Below are 24642 nucleotides of genomic sequence, written 5' to 3'. Positions count from 1 at the left end.
GATTTTATTTAACTCATAATTTTTTTGATTCTTTTAATCTTTTTCAAAGAGAGTATAAGCAGAACAGATTGACACACTCTACTCTGCTTTAAACTCCAATTACAAGGAAAATCAACCAAAATATTTAGGAAAACCAGCCTGTTACAGTATCCCATCCTTTTTTCGCTATGTCTTTCGTTTTGTCCCAACCTGCTTTAATTTTATCGGTATTGTTTGCAATTAATTGAGTCGTCTTTGATACTGCGAATAGACCAGCCCCTGCTACTGCCAATCCAAGACCAACAGCCTGACCTCCGGGAATAGTGGCGGCAATACCACCGGCACTCATGACTGTTTCACCAAGGTTAACTCCAATCTCAGCACCAGCTGCAGTCTTCTCTGCTCCAGAAGCATCACTCTGTAATGTTTGAGAGAAATCGGATATACTTGCACCTGTCTGATAAGCTGATACGCCGGCGTTCAAGGCTGATGTCACACCATTAAACTTGGTTAGAGCACTCATGTTATTCCAAGTGTTTGATATGTTTGAGAAATTCATGTTTGTATCTATTTGTTTTGCTGAATCAGTGAATAGTGACCCGTATTGTCTTACCTTTGATGCATTCGAAACCTGATTAGCACTCTGTGTTCCTTGAGTAGTTGTATCTAAATAATCTGTATTTCTCCGCAAATCCTCGAGAGCTTTGTAATCATTATACGCTTCATAAGATTTGGAACCAACATCATAAGCGTCAAATGCAGCATGATCACCTACATGCAACTTAGCAGTACCAAGAATTAGATCAGTTGCATGCATCCCAGTTTGGAAACCGTCGTCTATACCATCATCTAATAGATTTACTGTTCCATTTACCATCGTATTAACAGCAAAGTCTGTTGCTTTAAATTCTTCCGTATCATAAAACCGCTCTGGTGGTGTGTAGTCATTTATACCATTTAAGTTACTATCAGATGTGTTCCCGGAATATGGGTTTCCATATAATGGACTTTCTAGGTATGGATTACCTAAATATGGGTTACCCGTAAAGCCGGATCCGTTCCAAGGGTTCTCTCCATATGGATTTCCTGAATAGGGACCACCTGCAAATCCTGAATAATTCCAGGGGTTCCCCACATAGGGATTACTGCCTTGGAACCCGGGTTGATTCCAGGCATCCCCAGAATAAGGGCTCCCTTGATATCCAGGCAGCATCCAAGGGTTCCCGGAATAACCTGACTGTGACCATGCATCTTCAGTGTATGGGTTACCTTGAAAACCTGGTTGCGACCATGTATCTCCTGAGATGCCATTCCCAGTCCACGAGTCACCATTAAAACCGTTTTGTGACCATCCTTCTAAATACCATGGAACGCTACTCCATTCGTTGCCATTCCAGGTTGATCCTTCGTTCGTCCCCTGTCCTTCCCAATCATTTCCTTCCCAGGAATCCCCGGTCCACGGATTCCCTTCCCATTGGAGACTAGAGCCATCCCAGGAATCTCCAGTCCATGGATTCCCTTCCCAGGAATCTCCTTCCCAGGAGTTACCCGTCCATGATTCTACCGCATAAGAAACAGGCTCAATTACGGGAAAAAATGTTAAGAATACAATAGCAAGGGAAATAAATATTCTTGTAATCAATCTCCCAATCTTCATCACCCCGTTGTTTTACGACATATATAACTTATCAACTGCTATTCCTGTGATTGTTCATATCTATCTTCAATTTCCTGAATCATTTCTTCATTATTTTTCGAATTAATTTCTTCCATTCTATCTTCTGAATCGGAAACAGCATTTCCAATTTCATCCATTGCCTCGCCTCTCCTCTTATTAAGTTCCTGTTTTTGATCACGTGTAACTATTTCAAGGTCTTCCATGACTTCTGCCAATGCATGCAAATTATTATCCATATTCGTAGTGTTTAAATTCCATTCATTGTGTATTTCCATAATATCTATATTGTTGTCAAGCCTAGCTCTATCTGCATCAGCTAAAGCATCTGTTTTCCAGTCTTCCCATGCCTCAAGTACTTCTTCCGCACGGTCAAATTCTGCTTGTAATTCATCCTGATTGCTTGCAGAAGTGAAAATGCCATTAGCAACCTCTGCCATCTCTTCTAGTTGTTTTTGAGCTTCCGCATCTGTTTGAAACCCAATTATGTTAATGATAGGTTCCACATTGGATTGAGATAGTGTTTCAGCTACATCCACCGGGTCACCATCACATGTTTCAATCCCATCACTTACAACATAAATTAAATTTGTGTTTTCTTCCGTATTAAAAGATTCCATTGACTCATGCGCTGTCTCTAACGCATCTGCTAGAGGTGTCCAACCAGCCGGATCAAATTGATTTAAAGACTCTTCAAACGCTGATTCGTCATAGGAATCATAACCATAAACCTGTTCAATAGAATCACAAGACATTGCTTTATCGCTTTCGGATCCTGTGCCTTCATGGCCATATACCCGTAGTGATACATTAGCTTCTTCCGGTACACTACTTAAAAACTTTGTTATTGCTTCCTTAGCGACCTGCATCCTAGTTTTGTCTTCTGCATAATTGGCCATGCTTCCGCTTGAATCAAGAAGAATTTCAACATTATAATTTTCCTTGAAATGGTAGCGGGAATCTGGCAAATCAGGGTTACCAAATGAACCAAATTCCCACTTTTTCATTATATCTTCTGGATTTGGATAATCAATTGCCACCAGCGAATACATATATCGTAAATATGCTTCATATTCTTCTTCACTCGGATTTTCACTCATAGACCCTATCTCTTCAAATTCCTTTTTAACCTCCTCTTCCATGTCATAAATATTATCTGCATTTGCAAAAGGCCCTGGTAATTGTTCGGCTACCCCCTTCTCATCAGAGGGAATTGGTGGAACTTCAACCTGCTCAAACCAATTATTATCTTCATTGCCCTCTGTTTCATTTAAATCCTCGTCCCCCTCTGTTTCCACCGTCTCTTCCTCCTGTTCTGCGCTATTCGCTTCTTCTTGAGGCGATTCTTCTGCATTTCCACTGCACGCAACTAGTAACAAAAGGACGGAAGTTATAAGAAGAAGATAGTACCATTTTTTTCGCATTCAATATAACCCCTTAATCTAAGATGATAATATTTATCTGAATAATAAATTAATCTCCGGTAATGTCACCAATAAGGCCCTCAAACGCACCAACAACTGCTTCTCCAATACTATCTGCATCTGCCATTTGTGTAGAAACGACCCCAACAAGAATCACAATAACCGCTGCAATACCAATCCATTCTAACGTCTGTGACCCGCTTTCATCCTTCTTCATTTCCTCTACCTTGTTCATCATCTTCACATAAAACCCATTCATTAATTTCATTTGTCTTCCTCCCATTTTTTTAAAACATATTTAAAATGCTGTTGTCACCCATTAGCATATTCATGATCATTAACCCCGCGATCATTAATATGGAGACAGGTGCAATTAAAAACGTTGTAACAAGTGTTACCTTTGGTGATGCTTTTGCTGCTAATTCCTTAACCTGTTCCTGTCGGATTTGCCTTAAGTCATCTGCCTGAATTTTAAACGTTTTAGCTATCGGTATTCCGAGATCCATACCTTGTATGAGAGCCTTTATTAAAGATTGAAATTCTGGGTTGTCATTTCTTCGCAGCAGTTCCCGATAAGCTCTTTCTCTTGTGGTACCCAAATCAATTTCATGGTTGAATCTGGAAAACTCCTCACGAATTGGACCATCGAAATGTCGAATCACCTCCCTAAGTGCTTGATCTAAACTAACTCCAGCTTGCACACTGGTACTTACTGTATCCAAAAAATCCGGTAAATCCTGACGAATCCGATTTTGCCTCTTTTTCACCTCTCTTCTAATTAATAAGATTGGTATGAAATAACCTAATACAGGTAAAAGTATTATCATATATTGTGAAAATGGTAGACCGATAATGACTGATAGTATTCCAACAAAAAAACTTACAATAAATAGAAAAATCTTTAACCCTTGAAATCGCTGTACAGTTAACTTTAAAGGGTTTCCTGACTTTCTGAGCCAATCATCTACCATGTGATTCTCACTGAAAAAGTTAATCCGCTGCCCTAGATCCGCAAAATCATCTGCGTACGTTGTAACCTTTTGAAATAAATTCGCCCTTTTGTCCTTCTTCTTTTTCTTTTTTTCAAAAGGATCAACATGTGTCACATCCGAAACATGTGTAATAACATCTCGTTTCCCATTTATGTAGGACCAAAAATGCTTCAACCATAATAAAACACAAAACCAAAATGCGATGATTGTTAAAATAATTAATGCATCCATATGCTACACCTTTATATTCGTTATTTTTCGTATTAATAGGAAAGAGAGTACAATTGCTCCAACAAATAAAGCTAATATAACTAGACCAAAGCCTGACCACAAAGGATCAACAAACCCTTCCATAACGTTGTTCATTACAAGTAATAAAAACACAGGCATTGCTGGAACGATAAATGAAATATACTTTTCCTCAGAGGTCATTGTTTTAATCGTTTGGTTTAAAACTTTTCGGTCTTCAAAGGTTTCTGCCATTGTGTCCAGTGTACGAGCTAAATTACCTCCCGTTTTTTTCTGGATAAGTAATGTTGCTATAAACAAATTAAATTCTCGTGATTTATTTCTTTTTTGGATAGCCCTTAATGCAGGCTCTAAAGGCACTCCTAGTTTCAATTCATTGGAAATTCGTTTAAACTCATTTCCGGCGGGGATGGATAACTCTCTTGCAACAATGTCAATACCCTGATTTATCGTAAGACCAGAGCGCGCAGCATTTCCCATTAACCGGCATACCTCTCCAAGTTGTTCATTAAAACGGTTCTCGTAATTATTTTTCCTTAAGTAAAAAAGCAGAAAATGTGTCGCTATCATAAGAAATAAGGGAATCAATATACTAATAGCCACTGGCATATTGAATACGGCATAAAATAGAATAAATAACGTTAAGCCTCCCACCAGTAAGGCTCCGAAATATTCAGAAGGTAAGAGCTTCACATTTGCATTCTGAAGCTTAGCTGCCAATGCCTTAGAGGATTCTCGTTCGTCAAAACGGTCTCCCCATTTGCTAACCATGCTCTTTCGCTTTTCTTCAGGAAACCATTCCTTTACTTTTTTATTCCATTCTTTCTTCTGGGAACGATAACCTAAGTAATAATAGCCGAATAACAATAACGATAATACCGCTAAACTATAAAGTATAGACGCTGCTATGTTCATAGTCCATTTCCTCCTTGGGGGTAAAGAAATCCATATCTAGATCTATTCCGTAAACTTGCAGATGTGGAATACATTTAGGAATAATCCCTGTTGGGGTGTAGTATCCTAGTACGATTCCTTCTGCGTTAACACCTGTACGCTGAAAACGGAAAATATCGCGAACCTGAATTTTATTTCCCTCGATTTTTTCTACTTCAGATATGTTCGTTATTCTGCGTGTACCGTCCGTTAACCTTTGCACCTGTACAATATAATCCAAAGCCCCTACAATATAATCTCGAATAATGTGTGTCGGCAGATCCATTCCAGCCATGACTACCATGCCTTCCACACGATTAATCGCATCAACCGGTGTGTTGGAATGAACAGTTGTTAATGAACCTTCATGGCCGGTGTTCATCGCCTGAAGCATATCGAATGCTTCAGCTCCGCGCACCTCACCGACAATAATTCTATCAGGACGCATCCGTAGTGAGTTCTTCACAAGTTCTCTAATTGCTATTTCCCCGGTTCCTTCTACGTTTGGGGGGCGAGCTTCCATACCAACAACATTGTTGCGATCCAGTTTCAATTCAGCTGAATCCTCAATGGTTATCACACGTTCTCCAAGTGGAATGGACTTCGCAAGTGCGTTTAGCAGTGTTGTTTTCCCACTACCTGTTCCTCCTGAAATTAATACATTTAACTTAGTTTCTACAAGTGCTTGCATGAAGATGGACATCTCGCTTGTAAATGTATCGTTATCTTCCAAGTCATCCATGACAAAGGGTGTCTTTCTGAATTTACGAATGGATAAGATTGTGCCACTCAGGCTTATTGGTGATATAACCGCGTTTACTCTGCTTCCATCAGGTAATCTAGCATCCACCATGGGTGAACTCTCATCTATTCTTCTCCCAAGTGGTGCTACCACTCGATCAACAATATGCCTCACATGCGATTCATCCTTAAAGGAAACATCTTCCCGTTCGAGCTGACCTTTTCTTTCTACATAAATTTCTTTTGGGCCATTTACTAAAATTTCAGTAATGGAGTCATCTTTTAAAAGCGGCTCCAGTGGTCCAAATCCAACACTTTCATCAATTAATTTAGAAAGAAGTGATTCTTTGTCGAGTCTGGGAATGACTACCTTTTCTTCAGCCATAAATTGATTGATATATTTCTCTATCCTTAAACGTTTATCTGATTCCTCTAAACTGGTAATCAGTTCCAGATTAACCTCTGTTAATAGCCTGGTTTTATAATGTTCCACTAATTCATCTATATAACCAGTACTTGTTATATAATTATTGTTTACATTCTTTGAGGCGTTTTCTTTAGCAGTTCGCTGAAAAAGAGCCAATTCCCCACCTCCTTAGAGCAAGATTATTTCAACATGGAATGAACCCATTTATGTACATCTTTTGCCACTGCAGTTAATTTTTTCTCTTTTGCTTCTTTTCTTAATGGCTCCCCTTGATTAATATACTGTTGAAGCCCTTTATCTCTTCGTATCTCTGCTGCAATGGTGTATGCAATAAATCGCTCCATATCCTTTTTATTTAACTCCTTGTCTTTTCCTTTAAAATTCATGACAAGTTCCAATCTATCTTCTGTAGTTATGCCTAAGCGATGGAATAGACTTTCCACATTTTTTAATACACGAATGGCTATGGTGTCGATGTTCATCACATAATAAATCTTATCCGCTTCCTCCAATGCTGCATAAATTCTTTCATCTACCCATGCAGGTAAATCTATAATGATAAAATCATAGTTCCGTTTACTTGCACGGAGAAGCCTTAAAATAAACTCATCACTAATCTTCTCTGCCATCTCTGCGTCACTTGGACTCAGTAATACTTGTAGATTAGAATGCTTTTCAACTTCTGCTACATTACGAATATGATGTTCACTCATTTCATCAATAACAGGGATTAAGTCAACAATAGAGCGGCTGCTTTCCAATCCAAGGAATGTTTCGGAACCCCCATACTGTAAATTTAGATCTATGTACAGCACATTTGCAGTTGATTCCAATTTTATTGTTTGAGCAAATGCCGTGCTGATTAAGGACTTACCAACACCTCCACTGCCACTGTAGAAAGCAAAAACCTTACCTCCACCTTTTTTAAAAGATCCTGAATCCGTTTCCCGATCGTAAAGACTAGCAGCTTCCTTAGCGACGGAGATTAGTTTCTCCATAAAAAGGATTTCCTCACCCGGGAAAACATAATAGTCTGAAACCCCTAGACGAATTAAACCACGCAGTACTTCAAAGTTCTCTTCATCATTTACACAGATAATGGAGGCCGTTGGGAAATCTGTTAACACAAGTTGTGCGTCTTCTACTGCTGAATTATTTTCTGAATTTATGATAAGAATTATTTGCGCATTGTACTTTTTTAACTCCGTTGTTGTAACAAAATGCAGTTGAAATGTATCCTTGATTTGTTCCTGTATAGATGTTGTAAGTTCTTCATTATCTCCAACAACATAGATATCATTTGCCATATTCATATATTTCCTCCACCCGACTAACTTAATGTGAATTGGTTATTACTCGTCGTTATTATTGCCTTCTTCATTCTCATTTGACTGATTTTGGTCGCCATTACTATCCTCATCTTCTGAAGACTCACCACTATTTTGATCTGCTGGTGGCAATTGCCCTACATTCGCTTTGACGATTCGAAAACTGTCCGCGTAATTTTGCATATGTATCAGTTGTGGTACCATATCATAGGGCACCTCAACCTGCACTCCGGAGAACTCTCCTTCACTCTGAGCAACTCTTGCCACTTTTACATCTTCCATAAAGACTTCGGTAACCGGCTCTTCATCGAAACTATGAGACACCAGAATGTCCACCCGATCCAATGCTGTCAGAGCTTCATCAAAAAACACTTTTTCTGATTGTATAAGTGAGATTATTCGATTTTCAGCTTCCGTAACAGATGAGGCCTCTTTTAACATGTTTTTCGTAATAACATCTCCCTCTGACAAAGGAACTACAGAAACTTTATTTACAAAATCATCGATATCCGTTACATGTTCATCACGTAAATAACTGTTAGGTACTTCATCTGTCGTTACATCATCCGGAGTAATAATTTGCCTTGAGCTAATGTCACCGTTTGCTACATAAATGGTTACTTCTGTTCCTAAATCCGTATTTAAAGCTTGTACTTTTTGTAAGACAAGAAATCCGGATATTACTGCAAGTGCAATTGCTATTAATAGAAATATGATCGCTTTACGCTTTGATTCCAGCACTTTTTAACCTCTTTTCTTCTTTTTTCTATACCTATTTAACAATGATTACGTAAATATAAAATATGTCAATCAGGTGACCAACGACGAACTTTAGGGAAAATTGTGTAATATGAAACTCCTGTTCCCTTGGTGCGAATTTTTTAACATTCTATCATTAATTTTTTTAAAAAAGTATAAAACTACTTAATAGGCATTTGTAGCAAAATCATAATCAACCGTTTGTATATACCATACTTTTGCCACATTTTTGCCACACCATGTAACTATGTATCTATCTATTGTAGAGTAAATATCGGGGTAGGTTTAGGTCAGGTACTTACATACAAAAAAATACCTTAACAATTTATAAGATATTATCTTTAATCTAATAGTAGCATTTTCCATTGTCAACAACTATTACTATCTTTCCAAAAAGACAGTATGAAAGTACTACTTTGGTAACTGTAGTTCTGATTGTTAATTAATTCTTTTGACCTAATTTTATTTATCTATAACTTTTTCACACCGCTTATTTCGACTGTCAATTGTTCTAGTCTACCCTCGTGATCGAACCATCCTAATATGCCCAGGCAACAGCACAATTTCAGACGGAGTTGTCTCACTAATTTCACCATCCATATCAATATCCTGATAACTATCCGTTGTTACCTTCAGATCTGTTGCCTGAAAATAATCCAATTCATTTAATTGCTCTGAATCAATGTTTGGATTGTTCATGGATAACAGTTCCCGAAATGAGGCCAACGTAGAATTTTTTACAATTAACACATCCAGTTTTCCATCATTCGGGGCTATGGAAGGAATGGGTAGTTCTCTTGTTCCAATGAATTTCCCATTTAGAACCAAAATCATTACAGCCTCTCCGTCATGAGTGGCATCATCTGCTTGAACTTCATAGTGGAACGGCTCAGCCTGATTTACGGAACGGAGCGTACTCATAAAATAACTCAGTATACCAAAGCTATTTTTTTGATCCTCATTTATATTCTGCGATGCCTCCGATACTAAGCCAATGCCCCAAAAGTTGAGGAAGTACTTTTCACCGGATTTGCCAAGATCAATATCTACCGTTTCCCCATCAACGATTGTCCCTGCCGCCTGCTTTAGATTTTGTGGCATTTGCAGCATTCTGCTAAAGTCATTGGACGTTCCACCAGGCAATATTGCGATAACCGGCCTTTTTTCCAAAGCTGCGATACTATTAATACATGTATGTACTGTACCATCTCCTCCAAGGATAATAAGAAGATCTATCTGTTTGGCAAAAGTAACACATGTTCTTTTTGCTTCCTCAACGCTGTTCGTTTGAATAACGGTGAGCTCTTTTATAACTTTAGCTAGTACAGGTAAGGTCTGCGCCAATTTTTGCTCCATATCATTTGCTCCGGCATTGCCATTGTATAGAAATAGCGCTTTGTCGTAGTTCGGCATGTTATCGTCTCCAATCCTTAACGTTATATGTATTTAATGAGGAATCCGGTTATGTAATGGAAAAGGCTACCAGCATAAAAACTGGTAGCTCAGTTGAAGATTAATCATCTTCCCTATCGATTTCAATGACAAGGATTTCTCCAGTATACGCATCAATCTCTATTTCCGCTTCGTCTTCACCTTTTTCAAGTTCAATTTCGTACATACGACGGCCGTCATCTTCGTCAAGCTCAAGGTCTGTAATCTTTCCATCAAATTCATTTAATGCAATTTCCTCTGCCTTTTCTAAGTCAATAACGGTATTGTTGTTAGATTTAGTTGATGAATTTCCATTATTGTTACCGTCGTCTTGGCTGTCATTGTTATTTGTATTACCTTGGTTGTCGTCTCTGTCATCTGCGTTATCATCTCTGTCGTCCGCATCATCATCTTTTTCAGTTATTTCTACATTGCCTGAGGAGAGTTCTCTTTCCTTCAGATTCAACACTTCCCCACTGCTGCCATCTAGTTTTATATCGTATTCTTTCCCATCGTTTTCTACTTCCACTTCATAAACTGCCCTATTGCTATCCTTTTCCAATTCGAGTTCCGTAATGGTTCCAGGATATTGATCTGTGACCATTTGACGAATCTCATCTGTGGATAATTCCGGATTAGTCTCGGAGGCATTCGATTGATAAATACCTAATCCTAAAACAGCAGCAGCTGCCGTGGCTCCAATTGTAACTCCTAATTTTTTCTTCATTTCTTTTTCCTCCTTGTTTGTTGTTACTTATATCATATCCTCGGAGAATGAAGGAACAATGTGATTAAGATTAGAATTTGATGAGAATGACATTAATTTTCATTCACTATTGGCAGGGTTAGCGTAAATGTTGAGCCCACGCCAACATTACTTGTGACGGATAACCTGCCATTATGCGCATCAGCGATTGACTTTGCAATGGCTAAACCTAGTCCGGTTCCACCTGTATCCCTGCTTCTCGCTTTATCGATCCGGTAAAAACGGTCAAAGATCCGCTCCTGTTCTTTTTCCGAGATTCCCTGGCCGTAATCTGTTACATTGAAAATAGCTTCATTGTTTCTTTCTGAGATGACAACTTTAATTTCATCATTACTGTATTTTAATGCATTATCAATTAAAATATAGATAACTTGCTGTAATTGATTCGGATTTCCACTTACGAGCAGTTTTGGAATCCGCTTCTCAAAAATAATTTCCCGCGCATAAGCACCTTTAAAAGTAGCAATTGTCTCTTCGCAGAGCATGGTCATATCCACCTGCTGCATTTCGGCTTCTGTTTTATTTTTTGCAAGTGACAGCATCTGCTCTACCAATTTCTGCATGCGATCCGCTTCAGAATCAATCGCCTCCACAGATTCATTAAATAATTCCGGATTTTCTCTTCCCCTTCTTCCAAGTAACTGCGCATAACTTTTCACAATAGAAATTGGCGTTTTGAGTTCATGAGAAGCATCGGAGACAAATACCTCTTGTTTCTCAAAATTATCCTTTAAATAATCAATCATTTCATTGAATGTCTTTTCCATTTCATAAAGCTCATCTCGAGAACGATTCCCCGCATCAATCTTTTTCCAATTTGCATGTCTTGTGTTTTCTTTCATGGTTTGAATGAGTGCTTTAATCGGACTGAGTAAGAATCTGCTTAATACGATCCCGGCAATTATCGATGGGACAAGCATAATTATTGAAGCAACAACCAATACATAAAATAGAGTCGTCATCGTTTCCTCAAGTGCTAACAGGTGATTGGAAACCTGCAATGTGACAACATCCCCATTATTCCATATGATCGGTTTTGAAATCACGGCAACATCTGCCGCGTTTTCCTGCGATACAATGGTTTGCGATTCATTTATGGAAAACTCATGGGCTAAATCACTGGATATAGTTGGTTTCTTTAGTTCTGTGATCAAGCTACCATCTTCTCCAATGACACGAATCATGCCGTCTGTCGGTAAGTATGCACCTAACAGGTCGTTTGTTGGAATACCCGGATTGGAATTAAGTGTTTCAACAATCGTATTTGTTTGGGCAGCTAATTGCTCCAGTTCACTGTCAGCAGTTATATTGTAAAACAAGTAATAAATGGATGTGACTAATAAAATTAACACCAGCATAAACAAACTTGAAAACAGTTGAATTTTCGTCCGCAGTTTCATTGGACCTGATCCTTTATCGTATATCCTACACCGCGAACTGTTTGGATATAGGCCTGATCGTGTCCCTTATCCATTTTCTGACGTAAATAACGGATATAGACATCCACAACATTTGTATCACCAAAATAATCAAATCCCCAAACGTTTTCAATAAGCTGATCTCGTGTAAGAACGATATTTTTATTTTTCAACAAACATACAAGCAAGTCAAACTCCCGTGGCGTAAGCTCAATTGCCCGGCCATCCCGCTTCACTTCATGGGCATTTAAATCGACATGTAAGTCACCTACGTTGAGATCATTTCCGTTGTTTTTTTGTGTTACAGGTTTCCTGAGATGTACTCGGATACGAGCAAGCAGTTCCTCGATTTGAAATGGCTTCGTTATATAATCATTTGCACCTAAATCCAGGCCGCTCACTTTATCATGAATCTCATCACGGGCTGTCAGTAAAATAATTGGCGTGCTATCATCTGTCCGTCTAATTCTTCGTAATACTTCCAATCCGCTCAAGCCAGGAAGCATAATATCAAGCAATACTAAATCCCAATCGCTTTCCTTCATCAAGCGAAGTGCATCATTTCCATTATCCGCAATTTCCGTGTTGTAATTTTCATAATCAAGCTCCAGTTGCAAAACCCGGCTTAATTTCCGTTCATCTTCCACAATCAGAATAGCTGGCTTTTCCATGTATTCACCTGCTTTATAGATCTCTTTTCTGTACTATACCATGAAATGCATGAAAATAGAGCAGTAATTATTTAATTTTCGCATAAACACACGTATCTCTTAATTCTTCCCCATCAATTTGGATGGAATCATTATAATGAATACCCTCCAATGAGAATCCTAACCGTTCAGGTATCGCTCTACTCTTGGCATTTTTGGTATCGCAACATATTTCAACCCTGTTTGCCTTCAGTTCCCTAAAGGCAAAGTCAGCAATCCCCTCTACTGCTTCAGTCATATAGCCTTTTCCGCTTTGTCTGGAGTCAACCCAATAACCAATTTCAAATTTAGGAATTTCCCAATCGATGCGATGCAACCCGGAAGATCCAATAAAATCACCTGTCTCCCGGTGGAACACATGTAAACGTAAATCTTCCCGTTTTAAAAATTGTACATGCGCCTCTCGTACACTTATCTCTACATCCTCCAGCGACTGATCCTTCCTGGCAAATGGGAGCCATTTTTTCAAATCCTGTTTACTCGCTTCAATGGCTTGGTATACTCCTTCAAAGTCACCTGGGAGCGGCAAGCGGATAAATAGGTGTTTTGTGTAAAATTCATGAGGAAAATCTTTAAGTATTGGATTTTTCATTTCTAAGTCCCCCTTGGTATAAATTTCTTTTCATTATACTAAGAACTCGGTAAAATTGCGATAAGAACTAGTGGGGTTCACTGGTATAATCGAAAGAAGGGCGAAAAAAGAGGCAAATTTTATATAAAAATATACCCCCTATATGAGAAAAAATTCGATTGTAGTTGCAAGAACCAGACATTTTTTCATCAGTACATTTCGAGGAGTTGATTTGATTTTATGCTAGCCATTGACCACATCGTCGTTGCAGCGAAAGATCCGGCACAAGCTGCCCATGATTTTGGAAAAAAATATCATGTTACAACCATCGAAGGAGGCAAGCATGACAATTGGGGAACATATAATTACCTAGCCTATTTGGAAAACGAATGCTATATCGAGTGGATAGGGATTTTTGATGAAGGTATTGCGGATAAATCAGCAAATCCGCTTATTCAGCAGCTCGCGTCCGCGTTTCGTATTAATTTTGAAGGAGTCATGCAATTTGCATTACGCACGGAAAGTATGGATGAGTACATCAAACATTTTGACGCAAAGCATATAGCGTACACAGGGCCGATCCCTGGAAGCAGAGCGCGGCCTGATGGGTCGGCCTTACAATGGAGAATGTTATTTCCTGAATCAAACAAGCAGCTTCCATTTTTAATTGAGTGGAGTAATGGGAAAAATATGCCGCAGAACGAACGTGTGCTAAATAAGCAGCATTTGCATTCCATTACATTTGGAGTAGAAGATCAGGAATTATTGAATCACATCTATCAGCTCGATGTCGTTAATAATAAAGTAGAGCTAAAGAACGGGATCTTACGCATAGAAAATAGTGAAAACCTGACCTTCGAATTGGTATGAAAAAACGATCATTCCGCTCAGATGGAATGATCGTTATATTACCTTTAAGCTAATTGCTGATGGAGAAATTCGGTTACAGATTCTGGTGACTTCGTGTAGGCACTATGTTGGTGTGCTAGCTTCTCACCGTTCTTGAAGATCAAAATACTTGGAATACCCATGACTTCATATTTTTCGGCAAGGCCATTTACTTCATCACTGTTGACTTCATACCATTTGTAATTGTTAAATTCGTCCATAACATCACCAATGAACATGTTCATACGCTTGCAATCGGGACACCAATCAGCAAAAAACTTAACGATAACTGGCTCTTCGCTGTTAATAACTTCATTGAATTCCTCTACTGTATTTATAGCTTCCATTTCAATACACCCCTTTTTAGCTTCTACTTTTATTGTACTGTCTTTTTCAATAGATGTCTCATCGTTTGCTTACTCCTGGTATTCCACTTTTCCTAGGATATATGCGACGAAGAGTCCTGCTGCAAATGTCACAACACTAAGCAGTAATAAGGGTATGTCCATAGGCCAGCCTGGAAATACGACGAAAATGGATCCGATAACCAGCCCGATAATAATGGCAAATGTTCCCGTGTAGTGATTCGTTAAGAAATAGTGAATGATTTTACTCATTACTGCAAGGCCAATAACAATGCCTACACCAGTAACGGCAATAATATCAAACTGTAAATTGCTTATAGCAGAAATGATTGTAGAATAAACACCGATAAGCAACAACATAAATGATCCACTAATTCCCGGCACAATCATTGCACTACTTGCGATGAAACCTGAAAAGAATAGTAGAATATACGTAGACCCGGTGATATTTTCAATAACAGCACCTTCGTTAGGATTAAAAAAAGCTAATGATGCAACGAGTATAACGGCGATGATTAAAAAAACAAATTGCTTCAGTTTGAACGTGTGCTTGGCATCAGCTTTGTGAAATAAATATGGCAAAACACCAAGAATCAACCCAAGGAAGAAAAATTGTGTTGGTCCCGGATAATGTTCAAACAACCATTCAATCACGTTCGCTAATAAAAATATGGCAGTTACAATTCCAACGCCTAAGGGAATTAAGAACCCTAATTGCTTTTTCCAATCTTTACTTACAAACCCGTTAATCGCGGCAATTAGCCGGTCGTAAATACCGAGTAAAACAGCAATGGTACCTCCGCTTACCCCCGGGATGACATCGCTCGCTCCCATTATTAAACCACGATAAATATTTTTCCATTCCATAGCTCTAGATTCTCCCTTAATAGTTAGCGATATATAATAAACATAGGACTAATTATATCAAAATATGCTTGTATTTTATATATAATTATACCAGCATGTTTTAATTTATTGTTTTCGGGAAGATATATAATAGAACGAGAATTTTTAGATGAAAGGATAATTATAATGCCAAAGACACAATATCAACCAACAGATAATAGAGAACTTTCCGATGCACAGGAAGTACATTATGCGAAGGAATTTAAAAAAGCTGACATGGCCGGCGGGTACCGCAAGCCAAAAGTAAGAGAAGCAAAACGGGAAAATCCCGATTTACTCAAATAATAAAGTGATAAATGGAGCACCTTGCCTATGGTGGGCGGGGTGTTTTTTATTCGACAAATTTCGGGTGGTGCCTGTCACTGTTCGGGTTTTACCCGAACAGTGATGTTTTTGATTAGGTGGGTTATGTGTATTATAATTGAAGATAGTTTTGTCAGTTTTGCATTTTAGAGGGGAGGAGTTTATATTATGAAACGAACAGGTGAAGTTATATTAGGTATTATTGGAGCTTTGATTTATGGCTTTTTCGGTCTAATTGGCGGCTCAATGATTTGGCTACAAAATAATGAGGCTTTGCTGCAACAGGCTTTGGAAGAAGCACCACAAGGTGGCGAGATTCCGGTAGAGGATTTTAATGAATTTATGGAAGTTATGGGAAGCAGCGGAATGGTAATGCTTATATCTTCCATTGTTGCTATCATTTTAGGCATCATTGCAATGATATTCTTAAGAGGCAATAAAAGACCAAAAGCAGCAGGTATTATTTTCATCGCAACACCAGTGATTGGCATCTTTGTATTTGGATTTGTATTTGGAATCATGAGCGGTATTTTCTACCTAATTGCTGGTATTATGTGCCTTGTCCGAAAACCCAAAACACCAATCGAAGCGTAATAGAATACAATTTTTCTCCCCATATCAAATGGGGGGATTTTTTTTGCTCTTTTCTATGGTACTATTGGAAATGTATGAAACATTCCTATATTTTCATGCGTACATAGAAGGGGATTTGAAAAATGGAGGTCTTACATAATGTCAGAAACAGCCATGGAACTGATTGATGTCAAAAAGACAATTGGCAAGAAAGAAATTATCAAAGGGTTATCATTCACGATTAACAAAGGGGAAGTATTCGGCTTTATCGGGCCAAATGGTGCTGGTAAAACAACGACGATTCGCATGATGGTCGGATTAATGAAATTGTCGGGTGGCGATGTACGGATTTTAGGTAACAGCATTAATAGTGATTTTAAGAAAGCTATTCGAGAAGTTGGGGCAATCGTGGAAAATCCGGAAATGTATCCATTTATGACCGGAGCCCAAAATTTAGCACATTACGGGCGGATGATTCCTGGGGTAACCAAGGAACGAGTGGACGAGGTTATCGCATTAGTAGGTCTTGAGAAGGCAATTAAAGAAAAAGCAGGCAGATACTCCTTAGGCATGCGGCAACGCTTAGGTATCGCCCAGGCTCTTTTGCACAACCCGTCTGTATTAATTTTGGATGAACCAACAAATGGACTTGATCCTGCTGGAATTAAGGAAATTCGTCAATACATCCGCCGCTTAGCAACAGAAGCGAACGTTGCTGTTATTATCTCCAGTCATCTTTTATCAGAAATTGAATTGATGTGCGATCGGATTGGGATCATTCAAAACGGTGAACTCGTTGCCACCGAATATGTAAATGATGCAACAGATTCTAATCAGGGTCTCAGCCAAGTGGAATTGGAAGTAACTCCTGCTGAGAAAGCAATGGAAGTCTTACAATCATCATATGGAATCGATGCAGAACGTATCAATAATTCGCTCTCCTTTCAACTGGAGAAAGAGAAAATCCCAATGATCATTCAGACCCTTGTCAAACATGAAATTTCTGTGTATCAAGTAGGCGTAACGAAAGAAACATTAGAGGATAAATTCTTTGATCTGATTGGGGAGAATACAATTGAGTAACTTTTTTAAGCTTGTTTATAATGAACTAACAAAAATGTACATCCAAAAATCCACCTGGGTTATGTATATCATTTTAGGTGGATTAATCATTGGCGGAGCAGCTATAACCAGCGCCTTTGGTAATGTAGATGAGGATTACGCAAGCGACAATTGGCGCGAAGCCTTGCAGGAAGAAAATGAAGAGATCCAGCAGCAAATGCAAGAGAACGAGCAGGAAGACGGGACATATGTAGCCGTTAATCCAAACCAAATTGAGAAAAATAATTATCATTTGGAAAATGATATCCAGCCTACTGGTTACGGGGCATGGCAGTATGTGCAAGAAAACCAAGGACTACTTTCTATTGTCAGCTTACTGACGATTATTGTAGCAGCCGGGATAGTAGCAAATGAATTTAAATGGGGAACGATTAAATTATTACTGATTCGTCCAATATCACGAGCGAAAATTTTGGCATCCAAATATATTTCTGTACTTTTATTTGCATTATTTACGCTTCTTTTTGTTTTATTACTTTCCTGGATTATTGGTGCGTTGTTCTTCGGTGTCGAAGGGGCTAGTCCTTATGTTGTACAATCGCAAACGGACGGATATGCATATGTATCTGTGATTGGGGAGATCGTCTCTGAGTATGGCTATGGTTTGGTTAATTTAGTCATGATGGCAACATTCGCCTTTATGATTTCATCCATTTTCCGTAGCAGCGCATTGGCAATTGGAATAGGCGTTTTCCTGATGATGGGCGGAAACATCATTGTAACAGCCTTTGCGGATTATGAATGGGCTAAATATATTCTGTTTGCCAATACAGACCTAAGTCAATACGCAAGTGGCAACACACCATGGATAGAGGATATGACATTAGGCTTTTCCATTACCGTTTTACTCGTTTATTACGTTGTATTTATGCTGTTGTCCTGGATATTTTTCACAAAAAGAGATGTGGCGGGATAGTGTTAAATTCATGTAAAAGCGGTTCTAAGGATAGAAATATAATAAAATGCATACTATAATAGTAGTAGAGAAAAATTTATACCTTTTACTGGGGTGTTATACGTGAAACGCTATCTAACCGCATTTTTTATCGGATTAAGTGTGATAATTTTACTGATAGGCTTACAAATTGACCTCTACTGGAGCGGGGCTCTTGTTTGGGGATTAGCCATCATCTGCTTATTGCTAGCGGCATATTACTCAAGATATATACCAAATGATAAAAACAGCAAAAATTCATAACGAAGAATCTAAAGAACAGAGGCCATACTTTTGAGCGGCCCCTGTTCTTTATTTATAGCCAAATTTAATTCGATTCGACAAATTTCGGGTGGTGACAGGCACCGTTCCGAATCCGCTACTGGAACAACTTGTGTTTTTCTTTTAATGATTCTGGTGCTACTTTGACCATTTGTTGCAGTAGGAATATTGCAATTGTGGCGTCGTCCACGATTCCAAAAAGCAGTATGAAATCCGGGATTAGGTCAAAAGGAAGTGCGATATAGCCTATAATCAGAACAGCAAACAGAATCTTGGTCGAGCGTTTTACTTCATTTGTCATGAAGAAATCTTTCATAAACGGAATCGATTTATGAAATTTAAATAGAAAACGAATTCGATTGAAAAAGCGGTACATGATGATCACCTGTTTCTATGTTGTATTTACCAGCAAATTTTATACCCTTTTATAAACACTTGCCTTCCAATGATAAGAACACCACCTTGAAGCAATAAGGTGGTGTTTAATTTTGCACTCGCCTTGCGAAATCAACAAAGCGAAATTTATCCGGCCTATGTCTCGATTCCGTATATTGAAACAAGCTCGTATCGTCCAGATACACTTGACTTCTAATCACAACAATATTCGAAAATCCATCCAGATCCAATAACGCACGATCTTCTTCTGTGGGTTCTTCTACAAGGATTTCCTTTTGTGCGAAGGATACGACTAGCCCCATTTCCTTTTCTATATACTTGTAAATCGAATCCTCACATATTTTTTTTGAAAGCAAAGGAACATATGCATCATGGAAAAAATCTTTATCCAGTATTATTTTTTCACCAGATATCTCCCTCACCCGGAAAACCTTCCATATGTCACCACTGTCCGCTGTATCGAATATGGAATGGATGCTATGATCAGCCTGTACAAACCCTAGTTCCTTCACAATCGTTTTACTTGATAGCTGCATATTCTCTGCAAGTTCACTGAAGCTTATAATCCCTGATACCGGAAAGGAAAGCTTGTTTAAATCAATCACAATAGATCCCTTGCCACGGATTTTTTGAATATAGCCATTTTGTGATAACAAATTCAATGCTTTTCTAATTGTTTCACGGGATGTGTTATAGTTCTCTGTCAACGCATTTTCGGATGGCAGCATTGTAGATGCTGGCCATACTTGTGCTTGTATTTTCTTCACTAAATCATCATATATAGTTAAATATTTCTTTTTCATGTCCATACCTCATTATTTCACATAATACACAATGGATTCATAAGGTCTTAGCGTTAATTGTTCTCCTAAGTTTTGGGAGTCCGAGTAATTTGATAGTAAAATCCGATCAGGTTTCGGACTATCTATAGGGAGATTCACAGTAACTTCCTCGGCGTAAAAATTGCTCACTACAATTAATCTTTCACCTTTCCAATTACGTGTATATGCAAATAGTTGTGGATCATCTTCCAGCAATAGCTGATAATCCCCATAGGTAATGATATCATATTTTTTACGTAGCGCGATTAACTTTTGATAATGGCTGAAAATAGAGTCCTTTTCTTCCAATACGTTTTCTGCATTGATTTCAGGATAATTCTCTGCTGGCTGAATCCATGGTGTCGCCGTTGTGAATCCGGCATTAGCTTCACCTGTCCACTGCATTGGCGTCCTGGCATTATCACGTGATTTCTGTTGCAGGATTTCGATCACTTCCTGCTCCGACTTTCCTTCCTGCTTGAGTGTTTCATATGCGTTTAATGACTCAACATCACGGTATTCTTCGATGGATGTAAAGCCAGGGTTGGTCATACCGATTTCTTCGCCCTGATAAATGTAAGGTGTTCCTTGCATCATATGCAGGACGGTCGCAAGCATTTTTGCGGATTCTTTATGATATCTTTCATCATCCCCGAAGCGAGAAACCGCACGTGGCTGATCATGATTGCACCAGAACAGCGCGTTCCAGCCGCCCCCTTCATGCATCCCGACCTGCCAATTGGAAAGGATCTTTTTCAATTCTATAAAGTCAAACGGGGTCTTTGTCCATTTCTCCTTATTTACGTAATCGACCTTCAAATGGTGAAATTGGAATGTCATATCAAGCTCTTCCCGCTCCGGCTTTGTGTACATTACACAGTTTTCCAGCGTTGTAGAAGACATCTCTCCAACTGTCATCAGATCGTATGGCGTAAGAACAGCTTGATTCATTTCATGTAAAAATTCATGTACGCGTGGCCCATCGGTATAAAATTTCCGACCGTCCCCATTCTCGTCATTTGGGAAAAGCTGATCTTTGGAAATCAGGTTAATCACGTCCAGGCGAAAGCCGTCAATCCCTTTGTCGCCCCAGAAACGCATCATCTCATAGACCTTTTTTCTTAATTTTTCATTTTCCCAGTTTAAATCACCTTGTGTCCGATCAAATAAATGGAGGTAATATTGATCTGTTTCTTTATCATACTCCCACGCAGATCCACCGAATTTCGACTGCCAGTTAGTCGGCTCAGCCCCGCCTGCTGCGTCTTTCCAGATATAGAAATCACGATAGTCACTGTTTTTTGATGAGGCGGATTGCTTAAACCATTCATGATCAGTGGATGTATGGTTAATAACTAGGTCCATAATAAGCTTCATGCCACGCTTATGCGTTTCTTCCAGTAATTGTTCGAAATCTTCCATTGTGCCATATGTCGGTTCAATGGAATAATAATCACTGATATCATAGCCATTATCATTTTGTGGAGATCTGTAAACAGGTGTCAGCCAAATAACGTCGGCACCTAGTTTTTTAATATAGTCTAATTTTTGGATAATCCCTTGAATATCCCCAATACCATTGCCGGTTGTATCCATAAAACTTTTCGGGTAAATCTGATAAACGGTAGCCTTTTCCCACCATGCTTCATTCATTGTTTTCACTCCTAAGTTTAGTATTGATTAGTTTGTGTTCAACTTTCGTTTGCCTAAAAGATACGTAATGATAAATGGAACGATGATTACGATTCCCATGCCAATAAAGAAGGAAATCCAGTTTTCTAATACAATAGATAGAAATGCCGGGATCCCACCTATTCCAACCGAAGTAGCTTGCACAGCTTGAAGTGATATGAACGCACCTGCAATGGAGGTACCGATCATTGCTGCTATGAATGGATACCTAAGTCGCAAATTAACTCCGAACATTGCTGGTTCAGTAACACCTAGATATGCAGAAACACCCGAAGTTCCGGCGAGTCCTTTTAATTTCTCATCTTTAGATACAAGCATCATCGCAAATGCGGCTGACCCCTGGGCAATATTTGATAGGGCAAGAATCGGCCATAGGAATGTCGTCCCTGTACTGCCAATCAATTGCAAGTCGACAGCTAGGAATGTATGATGCATTCCTGTAATAACTAATGGTGCGTAAAGGGCTCCATACAACAGTCCCCCGATAACTGGAAAGGCTTCAAATACCGTGATAACACCGCCTGTAATCCCGTTTCCGATTTCAAATGTAACGGGACCAATAATAATAAATGCTAGGAAGCCCGTTACTAATAATGCAACTGGGGCAACGACTAATAATTGCAAGGAATCGACAACACGTTTTTTTAACCAAACTTCTATTTTTGCCAGGACCCATGAAGCAACTAGTACTGGAAGAACCTGACCTTGATAACCAATCATATCAATCTCAAGACCAAATAAATTCCATGTAGGTGCATTCCCTTGTGCAGCTGCTTGTGCGTAATCACTTGCTGGCATTAAAGCAGGATGTACCATGATGAGACCTAAAACAATACCTAATAATGGATTCCCACCAAACCGATTCACCGCAGACCAACCAATTAATGCAGGCAAAAATGTAAACGCAGTATTGGCAATAATATTGATCATATCTGCTATACCTGCCCACTGAGGATACATCTCGATGATCGATTCTTCTGCGAATATCGGGTTGATTAAAATATTATTAAGACCCAATAATAAACCAGCTGTAACAATTGCTGGCAAAATCGGAATAAAGATATCTGCTAACACTTTAATTCCACGCTGTAATGGATTTTGTTTTTTACCACCAGCTTCCTTTACTTCTTCTTTCGTTGCTTCGCTAATACCTGTTTCATCAACCATTGCTTTATAAACCTTATCAACCGTACCTTGTCCAATGACGACCTGGAACTGGCCATTTGCTGAAAAAGAACCCTTTACAAGCCCTATGTCATCCAACGCCTCCTGATCAACCTTCTCTTCATCAGACAAAGCAAAACGCAGTCGCGTTACACAGTGCGTTGCTGCATTTATATTAGCCTCCCCACCCATTGCAGCTACAATTTCTTCCGCTTCTTGACTGTATTGCACCGTTTTTGTTTTGGATTTTGTGTCCGCTTTCTTTTCATCTTTGGGTTTTGTTTGAAAAAGGATGGACTCACCGGCTACAAGTTTTTCTTGCTGTGTTTTTTCAATTTCAAGTGTATCGCCGTTTGTAATAATAACTGGAGAAACATGATTAGCTGCCTTTTCCTTAATAAACGCTAAATCAAACGTTATCAAAGGATCGCCAGTTTTAACCTGATCTCCTTGTTTCACATGTGCTTCAAACCCTTCCCCATCCAGGGCCACCGTTTCTAATCCAATGTGAATTAATACTTCTACACCGGACTCTCCTTGAAGACCAACAGCATGCTTTGTAGGGAAAACTTGTACAATCTCCCCATCAAACGGAGCAACTACTTTTCCGTCACTTGGTTCTATCGCAAGACCATCACCCATCATTTTTTGCGAAAATGTAGGATCTGGAACATTCTCTAGTTCAACGACCCGCCCGCTAAGTGGCGCATAGATCATTTCTTCTTTTTCATCCATAAAGGAACCTCCAGCTGCATTCTATTTTTTAAAAACCTGTATATACAAGTGATTGTTTCTATAAATAGTATAACTTGTATATACAAGTTAGGCAAGGGCTTACATTTATTTTTTTGTTATTGGTATGCCCTGAAAGGCTAACATTACGCGGAATTTATGAGTCTTGTAATTAAATTAAAAGTGCTTTATGCTTATCTACGTAAAACTGAAAAAGGGGTGATTTGATGTGATAGCTACAATAGATAAATTAGGCGAAGTACCTACTGCTGTTTACGAAAGACAGATTAATTATCCAGTAGATGATGTATGGTCTTATTTGACGGAAAATGAGAAGCTACAGTTGTGGTTTCCGGAGCTTGAAATTGGTGAGCTGGAAATAGGCGGTAAAATCCATTTTGATCTTCAAGATGGCACCTATGAAACGATGGATATACTAGAAGTAGATCACGGGCGCGTATTTGCATTTACGTGGGATAAAAATTCAGTTCGATTTGAATTAACAGCAAATTCTTTTGGGTGTCGCCTGGTATTCAAAGAATATTTGAATGAGGTTACAGGTCATACAGCTAAGGATTTAGCCGGATGGCATATTTGTCTGGATGTGATAGAGGCATTACTTGATGGTACCACTATTAGAAACCGAAGAGGCCGCTGGAATAAATGGTATTCGAGGTATCAGGAATTAATAAAAGAAGCGATGCTTTAAGCGCAGTCGCTTCTTTTTTATATTTGAGTGATTTACTTGGGGGATTGTCGCTTTCAGGTTGATTTTTCTCGCTCTTCGGTTGATACCTCAGCTCTCGAGTTGACTCTTCCCGCTCTCCGGTTGATTCTCCAGCTCACGGGCTGATTTCCGCGAACAGGGCCCCCTGTCCCGCGTTGGTGTCAATTTGTTCCGCGCACACTGTCATCTGTTCCGCGGTCTGCACCTCTCGTCCCGCGCACGCTGTCGTTTGTCCCGCGAATAGTGCTCCTCGTCCCGCGCACGCCGCCATTTGTCCCGCGAACAGCGCTCCTCATTTAAAAAAGGGCCTGTCCCCACCACTTTAGCACAGCGG

At 39.1% G+C, this 24642-nt stretch carries 27 protein-coding genes; 7 read left to right on the top strand and 20 right to left on the bottom strand.

The features are described 5' to 3' along the window. Nucleotides 1-124 precede the first annotated feature (124 nt). From KFZ58_RS03520 to KFZ58_RS03460, 13 genes are all read right to left on the bottom strand, one after another. The gene (locus tag KFZ58_RS03520; RefSeq protein ID WP_235793477.1) at nucleotides 125-1636 is read right to left on the bottom strand and encodes a hypothetical protein; all 1512 of its coding nucleotides are present in this window, start codon (nucleotides 1634-1636) and stop codon (nucleotides 125-127) included. Nucleotides 1637-1674: 38 nt separating this feature from the next. After that, nucleotides 1675-3078, bottom strand: a complete 1404-nt coding sequence (locus KFZ58_RS03515; protein ID WP_235793476.1) for a VWA domain-containing protein — start codon at nucleotides 3076-3078, stop codon at nucleotides 1675-1677. A 49-nt stretch (nucleotides 3079-3127) separates the two neighbouring features. Continuing rightward, nucleotides 3128-3346, bottom strand: a complete 219-nt coding sequence (locus tag KFZ58_RS03510; protein WP_235793475.1) for a Flp family type IVb pilin — start codon at nucleotides 3344-3346, stop codon at nucleotides 3128-3130. Between the two features lie 19 nt (nucleotides 3347-3365). Further along, on the bottom strand, nucleotides 3366-4301 hold the full coding sequence (locus KFZ58_RS03505) for a type II secretion system F family protein (RefSeq protein WP_235793474.1): 936 nt from the start codon (nucleotides 4299-4301) through the stop codon (nucleotides 3366-3368). Between the two features lie 3 nt (nucleotides 4302-4304). Then, entirely contained in the window at nucleotides 4305-5234 is a 930-nt protein-coding gene (locus KFZ58_RS03500) for a type II secretion system F family protein (RefSeq protein ID WP_235793473.1), read from the bottom strand. Continuing rightward, nucleotides 5206-6576, bottom strand: coding sequence for a TadA family conjugal transfer-associated ATPase (locus KFZ58_RS03495; protein WP_370642419.1), 1371 nt, complete (start codon nucleotides 6574-6576; stop codon nucleotides 5206-5208). The genes KFZ58_RS03500 and KFZ58_RS03495 overlap by 29 nt, the downstream gene beginning before the upstream one ends. A gap of 23 nt (nucleotides 6577-6599) precedes the next feature. Beyond that, entirely contained in the window at nucleotides 6600-7733 is a 1134-nt protein-coding gene (locus KFZ58_RS03490) for a CpaE/TadZ family protein (protein ID WP_235793472.1), read from the bottom strand. A gap of 39 nt (nucleotides 7734-7772) precedes the next feature. Next, complete coding sequence (gene cpaB / locus KFZ58_RS03485) at nucleotides 7773-8489, bottom strand: Flp pilus assembly protein CpaB (RefSeq protein ID WP_235793471.1); 717 nt, start codon at nucleotides 8487-8489, stop codon at nucleotides 7773-7775. A 534-nt stretch (nucleotides 8490-9023) separates the two neighbouring features. Next, complete coding sequence (locus tag KFZ58_RS03480; RefSeq protein ID WP_235793470.1) at nucleotides 9024-9920, bottom strand: diacylglycerol/lipid kinase family protein; 897 nt, start codon at nucleotides 9918-9920, stop codon at nucleotides 9024-9026. 100 nt (nucleotides 9921-10020) lie between these two features. After that, on the bottom strand, nucleotides 10021-10665 hold the full coding sequence (locus tag KFZ58_RS03475; protein WP_235793469.1) for a PepSY domain-containing protein: 645 nt from the start codon (nucleotides 10663-10665) through the stop codon (nucleotides 10021-10023). A 92-nt stretch (nucleotides 10666-10757) separates the two neighbouring features. Beyond that, nucleotides 10758-12104 (bottom strand): HAMP domain-containing sensor histidine kinase, encoded by a 1347-nt coding sequence (locus KFZ58_RS03470; protein ID WP_304956813.1) that lies wholly within the window; start codon nucleotides 12102-12104, stop codon nucleotides 10758-10760. Next, on the bottom strand, nucleotides 12101-12793 hold the full coding sequence (locus tag KFZ58_RS03465) for a response regulator transcription factor (protein WP_235793468.1): 693 nt from the start codon (nucleotides 12791-12793) through the stop codon (nucleotides 12101-12103). The genes KFZ58_RS03470 and KFZ58_RS03465 overlap by 4 nt, the downstream gene beginning before the upstream one ends. A 67-nt stretch (nucleotides 12794-12860) precedes the next feature. Next, complete coding sequence (locus KFZ58_RS03460; RefSeq protein ID WP_235793467.1) at nucleotides 12861-13424, bottom strand: GNAT family N-acetyltransferase; 564 nt, start codon at nucleotides 13422-13424, stop codon at nucleotides 12861-12863. A gap of 219 nt (nucleotides 13425-13643) precedes the next feature. Between KFZ58_RS03460 and KFZ58_RS03455 the strand changes: the two genes are divergently transcribed. Beyond that, nucleotides 13644-14273, top strand: coding sequence for a VOC family protein (locus KFZ58_RS03455; protein ID WP_235793466.1), 630 nt, complete (start codon nucleotides 13644-13646; stop codon nucleotides 14271-14273). A 44-nt stretch (nucleotides 14274-14317) separates the two neighbouring features. On the opposite strand, the gene KFZ58_RS03450 is transcribed toward KFZ58_RS03455, so the two are convergent. Both KFZ58_RS03450 and KFZ58_RS03445 read right to left on the bottom strand, forming a co-directional pair. Beyond that, nucleotides 14318-14638: a thioredoxin family protein gene (locus KFZ58_RS03450; RefSeq protein WP_235793465.1), complete on the bottom strand. Its 321-nt coding sequence runs from the start codon at nucleotides 14636-14638 to the stop codon at nucleotides 14318-14320. 69 nt (nucleotides 14639-14707) lie between these two features. Next, nucleotides 14708-15523: a DUF368 domain-containing protein gene (locus tag KFZ58_RS03445; protein WP_235793464.1), complete on the bottom strand. Its 816-nt coding sequence runs from the start codon at nucleotides 15521-15523 to the stop codon at nucleotides 14708-14710. A 165-nt stretch (nucleotides 15524-15688) separates the two neighbouring features. Here KFZ58_RS03445 and KFZ58_RS03440 point away from each other — a divergent pair, with 165 nt between their 5' ends. The 5 genes from KFZ58_RS03440 (at nucleotide 15689) to KFZ58_RS03420 (ending at nucleotide 18758) form a co-directional block, all read left to right on the top strand. After that, the gene (locus KFZ58_RS03440) at nucleotides 15689-15847 is read left to right on the top strand and encodes a YfhE family protein (RefSeq protein ID WP_235793463.1); all 159 of its coding nucleotides are present in this window, start codon (nucleotides 15689-15691) and stop codon (nucleotides 15845-15847) included. Between the two features lie 186 nt (nucleotides 15848-16033). After that, nucleotides 16034-16459 (top strand): DUF4064 domain-containing protein, encoded by a 426-nt coding sequence (locus KFZ58_RS03435; RefSeq protein WP_235793462.1) that lies wholly within the window; start codon nucleotides 16034-16036, stop codon nucleotides 16457-16459. A 138-nt stretch (nucleotides 16460-16597) separates the two neighbouring features. After that, complete coding sequence (locus KFZ58_RS03430; RefSeq protein ID WP_235793461.1) at nucleotides 16598-17521, top strand: ABC transporter ATP-binding protein; 924 nt, start codon at nucleotides 16598-16600, stop codon at nucleotides 17519-17521. Further along, a complete protein-coding gene (locus tag KFZ58_RS03425) occupies nucleotides 17514-18476 on the top strand; it encodes an ABC transporter permease (protein WP_235793460.1) in 963 nt (320 codons plus the stop codon). The genes KFZ58_RS03430 and KFZ58_RS03425 overlap by 8 nt, the downstream gene beginning before the upstream one ends. A gap of 102 nt (nucleotides 18477-18578) precedes the next feature. Beyond that, nucleotides 18579-18758, top strand: a complete 180-nt coding sequence (locus tag KFZ58_RS03420; RefSeq protein WP_235793459.1) for a hypothetical protein — start codon at nucleotides 18579-18581, stop codon at nucleotides 18756-18758. 115 nt (nucleotides 18759-18873) lie between these two features. Here KFZ58_RS03420 and KFZ58_RS03415 read toward each other — a convergent pair whose 3' ends face one another. The 4 genes from KFZ58_RS03415 to treP form a co-directional block, all read right to left on the bottom strand. Beyond that, complete coding sequence (locus KFZ58_RS03415; RefSeq protein WP_235793458.1) at nucleotides 18874-19152, bottom strand: YkvA family protein; 279 nt, start codon at nucleotides 19150-19152, stop codon at nucleotides 18874-18876. Between the two features lie 106 nt (nucleotides 19153-19258). Continuing rightward, complete coding sequence (treR, locus tag KFZ58_RS03410; RefSeq protein ID WP_235793457.1) at nucleotides 19259-19975, bottom strand: trehalose operon repressor; 717 nt, start codon at nucleotides 19973-19975, stop codon at nucleotides 19259-19261. Between the two features lie 12 nt (nucleotides 19976-19987). Beyond that, a complete protein-coding gene (gene treC / locus KFZ58_RS03405) occupies nucleotides 19988-21646 on the bottom strand; it encodes an alpha,alpha-phosphotrehalase (RefSeq protein WP_235793456.1) in 1659 nt (552 codons plus the stop codon). A gap of 27 nt (nucleotides 21647-21673) precedes the next feature. Further along, on the bottom strand, nucleotides 21674-23584 hold the full coding sequence (gene treP, locus KFZ58_RS03400) for a PTS system trehalose-specific EIIBC component (RefSeq protein WP_235793455.1): 1911 nt from the start codon (nucleotides 23582-23584) through the stop codon (nucleotides 21674-21676). 226 nt (nucleotides 23585-23810) lie between these two features. On the opposite strand from treP, the gene KFZ58_RS03395 reads away from it, so the two are divergent. Next, nucleotides 23811-24290, top strand: coding sequence for an SRPBCC family protein (locus KFZ58_RS03395; RefSeq protein ID WP_235793454.1), 480 nt, complete (start codon nucleotides 23811-23813; stop codon nucleotides 24288-24290). 179 nt (nucleotides 24291-24469) lie between these two features. Here the strand turns inward: KFZ58_RS03395 and KFZ58_RS19120 are convergent, their stop codons facing one another. Further along, nucleotides 24470-24604: a hypothetical protein gene (locus KFZ58_RS19120; protein ID WP_255695045.1), complete on the bottom strand. Its 135-nt coding sequence runs from the start codon at nucleotides 24602-24604 to the stop codon at nucleotides 24470-24472. Nucleotides 24605-24642: the final 38 nt, after the last annotated feature.

It is taken from the genome of Virgibacillus sp. NKC19-16, assembly GCF_021560035.1.
Taxonomy (GTDB): Bacteria; Bacillota; Bacilli; order Bacillales; family Amphibacillaceae; genus Virgibacillus_L; species Virgibacillus_L salidurans.
The sequence above is the reverse complement of the archived record's forward strand: the minus strand, read 5'-3'. Positions and strand labels throughout refer to the sequence as shown.

Bases quoted from the DNA above. Each gene is read 5' to 3' on its own strand.
- KFZ58_RS03490 (WP_235793472.1), bottom strand. From the start codon at position 7,733: ATGAATATGGCAAATGATATCTATGTTGTTGGAGATAATGAAGAACTT.
- KFZ58_RS03480 (WP_235793470.1), bottom strand. From the start codon at position 9,920: ATGCCGAACTACGACAAAGCGCTATTTCTATACAATGGCAATGCCGGA.
- KFZ58_RS03415 (WP_235793458.1), bottom strand. From the start codon at position 19,152: ATGTACCGCTTTTTCAATCGAATTCGTTTTCTATTTAAATTTCATAAA.
- KFZ58_RS03460 (WP_235793467.1), bottom strand. From the start codon at position 13,424: ATGAAAAATCCAATACTTAAAGATTTTCCTCATGAATTTTACACAAAA.
- KFZ58_RS03520 (WP_235793477.1), bottom strand. From the start codon at position 1,636: ATGAAGATTGGGAGATTGATTACAAGAATATTTATTTCCCTTGCTATT.
- treR (WP_235793457.1), bottom strand. From the start codon at position 19,975: ATGAAAAAGAAATATTTAACTATATATGATGATTTAGTGAAGAAAATA.
- KFZ58_RS03445 (WP_235793464.1), bottom strand. From the start codon at position 15,523: ATGGAATGGAAAAATATTTATCGTGGTTTAATAATGGGAGCGAGCGAT.
- KFZ58_RS03465 (WP_235793468.1), bottom strand. From the start codon at position 12,793: ATGGAAAAGCCAGCTATTCTGATTGTGGAAGATGAACGGAAATTAAGC.
- treP (WP_235793455.1), bottom strand. From the start codon at position 23,584: ATGGATGAAAAAGAAGAAATGATCTATGCGCCACTTAGCGGGCGGGTC.
- KFZ58_RS03470 (WP_304956813.1), bottom strand. From the start codon at position 12,104: ATGAAACTGCGGACGAAAATTCAACTGTTTTCAAGTTTGTTTATGCTG.
- KFZ58_RS03450 (WP_235793465.1), bottom strand. From the start codon at position 14,638: ATGGAAGCTATAAATACAGTAGAGGAATTCAATGAAGTTATTAACAGC.
- KFZ58_RS03440 (WP_235793463.1), top strand. From the start codon at position 15,689: ATGCCAAAGACACAATATCAACCAACAGATAATAGAGAACTTTCCGAT.
- KFZ58_RS03430 (WP_235793461.1), top strand. From the start codon at position 16,598: ATGTCAGAAACAGCCATGGAACTGATTGATGTCAAAAAGACAATTGGC.
- KFZ58_RS03500 (WP_235793473.1), bottom strand. From the start codon at position 5,234: ATGAACATAGCAGCGTCTATACTTTATAGTTTAGCGGTATTATCGTTA.
- KFZ58_RS03475 (WP_235793469.1), bottom strand. From the start codon at position 10,665: ATGAAGAAAAAATTAGGAGTTACAATTGGAGCCACGGCAGCTGCTGCT.
- KFZ58_RS03515 (WP_235793476.1), bottom strand. From the start codon at position 3,078: ATGCGAAAAAAATGGTACTATCTTCTTCTTATAACTTCCGTCCTTTTG.
- KFZ58_RS03510 (WP_235793475.1), bottom strand. From the start codon at position 3,346: ATGAAATTAATGAATGGGTTTTATGTGAAGATGATGAACAAGGTAGAG.
- KFZ58_RS19120 (WP_255695045.1), bottom strand. From the start codon at position 24,604: ATGAGGAGCGCTGTTCGCGGGACAAATGGCGGCGTGCGCGGGACGAGG.
- treC (WP_235793456.1), bottom strand. From the start codon at position 21,646: ATGAATGAAGCATGGTGGGAAAAGGCTACCGTTTATCAGATTTACCCG.
- KFZ58_RS03435 (WP_235793462.1), top strand. From the start codon at position 16,034: ATGAAACGAACAGGTGAAGTTATATTAGGTATTATTGGAGCTTTGATT.
- KFZ58_RS03455 (WP_235793466.1), top strand. From the start codon at position 13,644: ATGCTAGCCATTGACCACATCGTCGTTGCAGCGAAAGATCCGGCACAA.
- KFZ58_RS03505 (WP_235793474.1), bottom strand. From the start codon at position 4,301: ATGGATGCATTAATTATTTTAACAATCATCGCATTTTGGTTTTGTGTT.